7 protein-coding genes are annotated in these 8,399 nt (G+C 65.5%); 2 read left to right on the top strand and 5 right to left on the bottom strand.

Features of this window, described 5'->3' with window-relative positions:
• Positions 1-85 precede the first annotated feature (85 nt).
• The 4 genes from IVA98_RS32050 to rfaD form a co-directional block, all read right to left on the bottom strand.
• Positions 86-1,999 (bottom strand): SDR family NAD(P)-dependent oxidoreductase, encoded by a 1,914-nt coding sequence (locus tag IVA98_RS32050; protein WP_247356398.1) that lies wholly within the window; start codon positions 1,997-1,999, stop codon positions 86-88.
• A gap of 100 nt (positions 2,000-2,099) precedes the next feature.
• The gene (locus IVA98_RS32045) at positions 2,100-3,386 is read right to left on the bottom strand and encodes an O-antigen ligase family protein (RefSeq protein ID WP_247356397.1); all 1,287 of its coding nucleotides are present in this window, start codon (positions 3,384-3,386) and stop codon (positions 2,100-2,102) included.
• Entirely contained in the window at positions 3,383-4,867 is a 1,485-nt protein-coding gene (gene rfaE1 / locus IVA98_RS32040; RefSeq protein ID WP_247356395.1) for a D-glycero-beta-D-manno-heptose-7-phosphate kinase, read from the bottom strand. The genes IVA98_RS32045 and rfaE1 overlap by 4 nt, the downstream gene beginning before the upstream one ends.
• 28 nt (positions 4,868-4,895) lie before the next feature.
• Positions 4,896-5,876: an ADP-glyceromanno-heptose 6-epimerase gene (gene rfaD / locus IVA98_RS32035; protein ID WP_247356393.1), complete on the bottom strand. Its 981-nt coding sequence runs from the start codon at positions 5,874-5,876 to the stop codon at positions 4,896-4,898.
• 156 nt (positions 5,877-6,032) lie between these two features.
• On the opposite strand from rfaD, the gene waaF reads away from it, so the two are divergent.
• Together waaF and IVA98_RS32025 are read left to right on the top strand one after the other, a co-directional pair.
• Positions 6,033-7,103: a lipopolysaccharide heptosyltransferase II gene (waaF, locus tag IVA98_RS32030; protein ID WP_247356391.1), complete on the top strand. Its 1,071-nt coding sequence runs from the start codon at positions 6,033-6,035 to the stop codon at positions 7,101-7,103.
• A complete protein-coding gene (locus IVA98_RS32025) occupies positions 7,100-7,270 on the top strand; it encodes a hypothetical protein (RefSeq protein ID WP_247356388.1) in 171 nt (56 codons plus the stop codon). The genes waaF and IVA98_RS32025 overlap by 4 nt, the downstream gene beginning before the upstream one ends.
• A 10-nt stretch (positions 7,271-7,280) precedes the next feature.
• On the opposite strand, the gene IVA98_RS32020 is transcribed toward IVA98_RS32025, so the two are convergent.
• The gene (locus tag IVA98_RS32020) at positions 7,281-8,318 is read right to left on the bottom strand and encodes a glycosyltransferase family 4 protein (RefSeq protein WP_247356386.1); all 1,038 of its coding nucleotides are present in this window, start codon (positions 8,316-8,318) and stop codon (positions 7,281-7,283) included.
• Between the last annotated feature and the right edge of the window lie 81 nt (positions 8,319-8,399).

Below are 8,399 nucleotides of genomic sequence, written 5' to 3'. Positions count from 1 at the left end.
TCCCGTCACCAGCGCGACCGGCTTTATCTCGCTCATCATTGCTCCGACAGAACAGCGTTGCGCAACAATCCGTCGACCGGCACGATCAGGCCGCGGTCGACCCGAATTCGGGAACCGCATCCTTCAGGATGGTCCTGATGGTGGCGCGATCGTCGCGTGCGATCGCCTGCTCCAGCGCCGCAATCCATTTGCGCAGCGTCTGCATCGGCGGCTCGTTCGGCTGCGCCGCCATGATGCCGGCAACGCCGATTTCGCGGGTCGGCTCCTCGGAGGCGAATAGGATCTCGTACAGCCGCTCGCCCGGCCGCATGCCCGTGAACACGATGTCGATGTCGTAGCCGGGCTCAAGGCCCGAGAGGCGGATCATACGCTCAGCGAGATCGACGATCTTCACCGGCTGTCCCATGTTGAGGACGTAGACCGAGACATCCGGCCGCGTCTGTCCGAGTGCGTGCGTTGCCGCCGTGATGACGAGATCGCAGGCTTCCCGGATGGTCATGAAATAGCGGACCATGTCGGGATGGGTGACGGTGACGGGGCCGCCGGCCTCGATCTGGGCTTTGAACTTCGGCACCACCGAGCCGTTCGAAGCCAGCACATTGCCGAACCGCACCGAGATCAGCCGCATCGGCGGCCTGGCGCCGCCGCTCGCTACTGCGAGATCATGGTCGAGCGCCTGGCAATACATCTCGGCGAAGCGCTTGGTCAGGCCGAGCATCGATACCGGCTCGATCGCCTTGTCGGTCGAGATCATCACCATGGCTTCGGCGCCTGCGGCAAGCGCCGCATCGGCGACGTTGATCGAGCCGAAGATGTTGGTCTTGACTCCCTCGCTCCAATCGCGCTCGAGGATCGGCACGTGCTTGAGGGCCGCGGCGTGAAACACGATGTCGGGCTTGAACTCCGCCATCAGGCGTATGATGCGCTCGCGGTCGCGGATGTCGGCAATCCGCCCTTCGATCGCAGCGCCGGAGCCGTGCGCGGCGAGCGTCTCCGTGACGGCGTAGAGTGCCGGCTCGGAATTCTCCAGAATCAGCACGCGTGCAGCACCGAAGGTGACCACGCGCTCGCATATCTCGGACCCGATCGAGCCGCCGCCGCCGGTGACGATCACCGCCTTGCCCTTGATCAGCGCTTCCAGGCGCGCATAGTCGATCTTCTCGCTCGGCCGCAACAAGAGGTCCTCGACCGCGACCGCCGTGAGCCGTGGCGCCTCGCCGCTCTCCAGCGAGGGCATGCGGCTCACGATCACGCCTAACTTGCGTGCCCGCATCAGGACCGCTTCGGGATGGGCTTCCGGCTCGAATGCCGACGACGTCATCACGATGCGGGCGATCGGCTTGTCGCGCTTGGAAAAGTCCGCGATGACGTCCTCGAAATCGTCGATGCCGCCCAGCACCGGCACGTTGCGGATGAGCTGGCCCAGATCGGCGCGCGAGGGCGACAATATGCCGACCGGCCAGATCCGCTTGATCGCCCCGCTCTCGATGCCGCGCAACAGCACCTCGGCATCCGCAGTCCGGCCGATCAGCAGCGTCGGCGCGGCGTCCTCGGTGCGTGCATGACGCCGCACCCGCGTATAGCGGAAGTAGCGGTAGGTCATGCGCAGCGCGCTGAGGAAGCCGATCTCGAGAAACCAGTAGAGGACGATGGTCACCTTGCCGACGAAGAAGCTGCCGCGGACATTGGGCGCGACGAAGATGTAGTCCAGCACCAGCAGCGCGAGCGTCAGCACGGTTGCAGCGCGGATGATGTTCAGCGCATCCGGCAGCGAGATGAAGCGCCACTTCGTCGTGGTCAGGTTCAAGAGGAAGAACACGACCACGGCCAAGCCGAGGAAGTAGGGTAGGATCTGGAACAGGAGCGGCAGGCGCGCGAAGAAGTCGTCACCACCCTCGAATCGCAGGTAGAAGGCGGCAAAAAGTGCCGCAGTGGTCGCAAGCACGTCGTGCAGCGCGATCAGGAAATTGCGCGAGGTGAGATGCGAAAGACGCGTCATCCGCCGGCCGATGAAACCCAGTTAGGTGCAACCTGACGGCGCTGATAGCCCATCTCGGCAAGACATGCCAGTCAGAGCGTACCAACCGCGCGCCGCCCGTTCAGGAACCGCAGTCCCCCGCTTTCGCCTCGGCCTGTCGTGCCCGGATCACCATGCCGCCGGCAACGCCGACGCCGATGACGTACATCCAGCCCTCGTGGAAGTCGAACAGATGGGAGTTGAACAACGAAGTGAAGACGTTCTGCACCACCACCAGCAGCCCGATCCAGTCGGCAAGCCCCTCGCCACGAAACAACAGCAGATGCAGGATCCAGATCGCATAGAGAGCGGCGATGCCGATAGCGCCCCATTGCACGGCGACGTTCAGCGTCTGATTATGGGGATTGCCGATCACTTCGGCGGATGCCTGGTACTGACCGCGGGGCGTTGCGACCCGCTCGAACAATCCGCGCGTCGAGCCTGTGCCGTGGCCGAAGATCGGCGCCTCCGCGAAGAAGCCGAGCGATTTCCGCCAGAACTCGAGCCGCATGCCCATCGAGGTCGGCTCGCCCCTTTCCACATAGCCGGTGTAATCCCTGGCGAACCTCTCGGCAGTCTGCCGCAAATGCGGCGAAGCCTGCCAGGCCAGAACGGCGCCGGTGAGCAGAACGGCGGCAACGATCGCTATGCTGCGGCCTTTGAGGTGAAGCAGCGCGAACACGCCGAACAGAATCGGAATGGTGACGAGCGCCGTGCGCGACACCACCACGAAGGCCATGTTGACGAAGAAGCTGAGCGCCAGCGCGGTGAGCAGCCCGGCCAGCCAGTAACGCTTCTCACGCAGCAGCGTCACGACCGGATAGGCGAGCGCGACCGCACAGAGCGTGAATTCCTGGCTTTGGTCGATGTAGTTCTTGACGAAGATGCCGCGTTCGGGCGCATCGGTCTTGAGCGCGAGGTTGGGATAGAAGGCGACCAGCCACGACATCACCGACAACAGCGCGCAGGACACCAGGAACGCGACGATCACCCAATGCCCGCGCCGCGAGCGCTCGAAATGGTAGAGCAGGACGGGCAGCACGAGCAGCTTGACGGTTGGGTTGACCGCATATAGGCGCGCGCCCCAGGACGCGTCCGACCACAGCGTCCCCGCCAGCGCGAGAACGACCAGCGCAATCGGCGCAACGCAGATCGGACGCTTCAGCGACTGCAGGAATGCGCGGAGGTCGAGAAACGGCACCATGCACAGCAGCATGAGAGCATTGAATATCCCCGCGAGCGACGTCGACCAGGGCAGCGAAGCCGCGGTCAGCACCGCAAAAAGATCGACGGTCTCGCGCCAGGCCGCCGGGCTGCGCAGGCGTCGCAAGAGCATATGGCCCGTCGTCTCGCGGGCGAGCACCGTCACTTGCTCCCTCCCCGCGCGCGATGCACCAGCGCGGTGGTGCTGAAGCCCTGGAGGATGTCGACCAGCACGACCGTCCCGCCCGTGGCCTCGACGACCTCGTGGCCGACCACCTGCTCGCGGGTATAGTCGCCGCCCTTCACCAGCACAGCCGGCTTGATCTTGGTGATCAGCTCGATCGGCGTGTCCTCCTCGAAGATGACGACGAGATCGACGGCCTCGAGCGCGGCCAGCACCTCGGCACGCGCGCGCTCGTCCTGGACCGGACGATCGGCGCCCTTCAGCCGCCGCACCGACGCGTCGCTGTTGAGACCCACGATCAGGCGGTCACAGGCGGCGCGCGCCGCGGTCAGCACCTTGACGTGGCCGGGGTGGAGGATGTCAAAACAGCCATTGGTGAAGCCGACGCGCTGGCCCTGCCTCGTCCATTCGGCGAGTTGCGCGTCGAGCGCGTCCGGCTCGAGCACGATCTTCACCTCGGCGGCGAGATAGGCATGGGGCAGGATCTTTCGCCGCAGCTCGGCCGCGCTCACGGTGGCGGTGCCCTGCTTGCCGACGGCGACGGCGGCGGCGGCATTGGCCATGCGCAGCGCCGTGCCCCAGTCCGCGCCCGCTGCGAGCGAGACCGCAAGCGCGGCGGCGACGGTGTCGCCGGCACCGGAGACGTCGCGCACCTTCACCGGGAACGCCGGAACATGGACGGCCTCGCCGCTGCGCGGCACCAGCGTCATACCGTGCTCGCCCAGCGTGACCAGGATCGCCTCGCAATCGGCGAGCCGCATCACGTCCTCGCCGGCATCGACCATGCTCTGCGTGGTGTCGGCGCGGCTCCGCGTCGCCTCCGAAAACTCCTTGCGGTTGGGCGTGAGCAGCGTGGCGCCACGATAGATCGCCCAGTTCAGGCTCTTGGGATCGACGATGACGGGCTTGCCGAGCTTTCGCGCGGCGTCGATGGTGTGGCGGATCACGCGTGCGGTCAGCACGCCCTTGGCGTAGTCGGACAGCAGCACGATGTCGGCGCGCGCGATCTGCGGCAGGATCGCCTCGATCAGCTTCGTCTCGGTCGCATCGGAGGCAGGCCCCGCCTGCTCCCAATCCGCACGCAACATATGCGTGGAAAAATGCTCGGAAACAAAGCGGACTTTTCGCGTGGTCGGGCGCGAGGCTTCGCTCACCAGAACGCTGTCGATGCCGGCGTACTCCGCCAGCGCCGAGGCGAGCCGCCTGCCCGCATCGTCCTCGCCGATCAGCCCGACGAAGATGCAGCGCGCGCCGAGGGAGGCGACGTTGCGCGCGACGTTGCCGGCGCCGCCGATATGGATCTCGCTGCGCTGTGCCGAGATCACCGGCGCGGGCGCTTCCGGCGAGATTCGCGACACCTCGCCATAGACGAACTCGTCCAGCATGATGTCGCCGATGCACAGCACCGTGCGGCCGCTGATGGCTTGTGCGAGAGCATCAAAATCGAGGATGGCTGTCGGCATGATCTTTGGGCCTCAGCTCCTTGGGGCCTCAGCGGAAGCGGTCGGGCCGGTCGAGGTAATCCCCGACATAGGCCTTGACCGCGTCCTCAAGGGTCGTGAAGCCGCCGTTATAGCCGGCGCGGTGGAGACGATCGACCTTGCTCTGGGTGAAGTATTGATAGCTGCCCCGGATCGCCTCGGGCATGTCGATGTATTCGATGTTGGGGCTTTTGCCGAGGGCTGCATAGGCTGCCAGCATCAGGTCCTTGAAACTGCGCGCCTTGCCGGTCCCGACGTTGAAGAGGCCGGAGACCGACGGCGTCGCCAGCAGCCACATGACGACGCGCACGACGTCGTCGACATAGATGAAATCGCGGCGCTGGTCGCCGTCGACGATGCCTTCGCGATGCGACTTGAACAATTGCACGACGCGGCCCGCTTTCACATCATCGAAGCGGCGCGCCAGCACGCTCATCATCGAGCCCTTGTGGTATTCGTTGGGGCCGAACACGTTGAAGAATTTCAGGCCCGTCCATTGCGGCGGGAGCCGGTCGCCGCTCGCTACGCGCTCGGCAACAGCGAGGTCGAACAGGTGCTTGCTCCAGCCGTACAGATTCATCGGGCGCAGCTTTTTAAGCGCCGGCAGCGAGGAATCGTCGTCAAAGCCATCCGCGCCATCGCCATAGGTCGCGGCCGATGAGGCATAGATGAACGGCACCGCATTCGCCGTGCACCAGTCCAACAGGCGCATCGAGAGGCGGAAATTGGTCTCGATCACGAGATCGCCGTCGGTCGCGGTGGTCTCGGAAATCGCACCAAGATGGATCATTGCGTCGAGCTTGCGGCCCTTCAGCCAGCCCTCCAGTTCGGCCGGCGGGACGATATCCACAAGCTGCCGCTTGGCGAGGTTGCGCCATTTGCCGTCAGAGCCGAGGAGATCGCAGACCACGACGTCGCTGCGGCCGGCCTGGTTCAGCGCGGCGACGACGTTCGATCCGATAAAACCGGCCCCGCCGGTCACCAGCAACATTCCACCTACCTGCCCGATTTTCTGAATGCCCGGTCCTGCCGTAGCGCATGATCTGCCAAAGTGTAAGCGGTTTTGGCATCGTTCCTCAGCCGGCTTTACCTGCTGGCTGGGAGCGGCTAACCGAGCGCCCATATCAGCTCGCCCGATCGTATTACAATGAATCAAAATTCGCAACTTGGTGAACATGCAGACCGGGACGACACGCGCCCGATCCTGATCATTCCCTACATGTGGATCGGCGATTTCGTCCGGAATCACACCGTCGTGCGGGTTCTAAATCAGCGGTGGCCGAACCGGCCGGTCGATCTCCTGACCACCTCCGTGTGCGCCCCGCTGGTCGATTACATGCCCGGTGTGCGCGCTGGCGTCGTTTGGGACCTGCCGCGCGGCCGGCTCGCAATTGGCCGCCAGCTCAGCCTGGCAAAACGCCTGCGCGAGCGGAACTACGGCACCGCCCTGGTGCTGCCCCGGACCTGGAAGGCGGCCATCGCGCCCGCGCTGGCGGGCATTCCCGAGCGGGTCGGCTTCGTCGGCGAGTTCCGGTTCGGCCTGCTCAACCGCTGGCGCTGGGGCGAGAAGAAGCTGCCCCGCTTCATCGACAAGAACGCCGCCCTCGCCCAGCCCGACGGCGCGCCGCTGCGTGCGGAATGGCCGGTGCCGCAATTGCGGGTCCCGGCCGAGGAGATCGCCCGCTGGCGGCAGGCCAATGGCCTCAGCGCCGGCGCAGCCATAGCGCTGGCGCCCGGCTCGGTCGGGGCGTCCAAACGCTGGACCTACTATCCCGAGGCTGCCCGGTTACTGGTCCAGCGCGGCCTGGAGGTCTGGGTGGTCGGCGGCCCTGCCGAGAAAGGCCTCGCCCAGGAGATCGTCGCGGCCGGCGGCGCGGGGGTGCGAGACCTCACCGGCAACGATCTGCGCAACGGCGTGCTGGCCATGGCCGCGGCCGGCGTCGCGATCTCCAACGATTCCGGCCTGATGCACATCGCAGCCGCCCTGGGCACGCCCACCATGGGCATCTTCGGGCCAACCGACCCCTATCTCTGGGCCCCACTCAACGGCCTTGCCGCCACCGTGGTCCAGAACAAGAGCGTGCTGTCCTGCCAGCCGTGCCAGAGCACCGTCTGCAAGATGAACGACCACCGCTGCATGCGCCACATCGCGGCGAGCGAGGTGGTCGCGATTGCGCAGCGGGTGTTGAGTGAAGCGGAAGCGCGGGCGACGACGTGAGCGATCTGGCCATTGCCGATGATGACATCCTGCCAGTGTTTTGCCCGACAGGTCAAACACGATTCGAAAAATCCGCAAAACATCGTGCCGGCGGCCAACCCGTTGATTTTGCTACTCCCGGCTACTGTGCATGGGGTTGTTTTCGCGCTTTTTGTTTGGCGTCGTGAAAAAACCGGTTCAGAGCAGCGGCCGATAGATCTCGCCGATCCGCGCCGTCTCCGCATCCAGGCTGAACTTTGCGAGCACCCGCGCCCGCCCGCGCGCGCCCATTGCGGTCGCGGCGTCCACATCTCGCATCAACGGCTCCAGCGCGGCGACCAGCGCATCGACATCGCCCGGCGGCACCAGCACGCCGCTCACGCCATCCTCGACCACGAGTTCGGCCGCGCCGGCGCGTGCGGCGACGAGGGCGCTGCCGGTCGCCATCGCTTCGATCAACGTCAGGCCGAAACCTTCGTTGCGCGAGGTGAAGGCGTAGATCGTCAATCGCTGATACCAGCGCTGCACCGCTTCGATCGGCAATTCGCCGGTCATGACGATGCGCGATTGCAGGCCGGCCGTCTCGATGCGCTGCTTCAGGTCGTTGGCAAAGCGCGTCTGCTCGGGCGTGACCTGGCCGACGATCACAGCGGAGAAATCCGGATGTCGCGGCAGCAGCCGGCACATCGCATCGACGAATACGTCGGTGCCCTTCTGGGCGCGCACGCGGCCGAAGCAGCCGATTGCGTAGCGGCCGGGCAGCGCGGCTTCGGCGAAGGCCGCGGCGCGATCTGTCGGCGGTGCGTAGACGTCGGTGTCGACACCATGCGGGATCACGGTTGCCTTCACTTTCAGGAAGGATGCCGAGATGTCGCTCGTTGCGATGATCGCATCCATGCGCCGGATCAGCCAGCGCGTGATCCAGCTGTGATGCCGCTGCGCCGCCGAAGTGAACACGAGCTTCAGGGGCCAGCCGAGCGCGCGCAACGCGACGCCGGCGATCATCTCGTTGTTGCGCCGCGCATGCCAGATCAGCGGCGCCTTGCGGCGCCATAGCTTCAGAAAATCCGCAGCGCTCAGGCGGCCGATCCCCGCCGGCGCATCGGAGCCGAACCAGGCCGCGCGAAACAGCCTTGCGAGCCGCGGCGCCACCATCCGATTGGTCGCGGTGACCCCGGAATAGCGCCTGTGCAGATTTGGCACGATCACTTCGAGATCGCCGGGGAAATTCGCCACGTCATGCTCCGTTTCGAAAGATCCCTATACGCAACATTAAGCATAGTGACCAGTTCAGCCGCGCCGATACCCCCTCTTCAC

Origin of the sequence: Bradyrhizobium sp. 160, assembly GCF_023073735.1 — a bacterium.
Classification (GTDB): Bacteria; Pseudomonadota; Alphaproteobacteria; order Rhizobiales; family Xanthobacteraceae; genus Bradyrhizobium.
The sequence above is the reverse complement of the archived record's forward strand: the minus strand, read 5'-3'. Positions and strand labels throughout refer to the sequence as shown.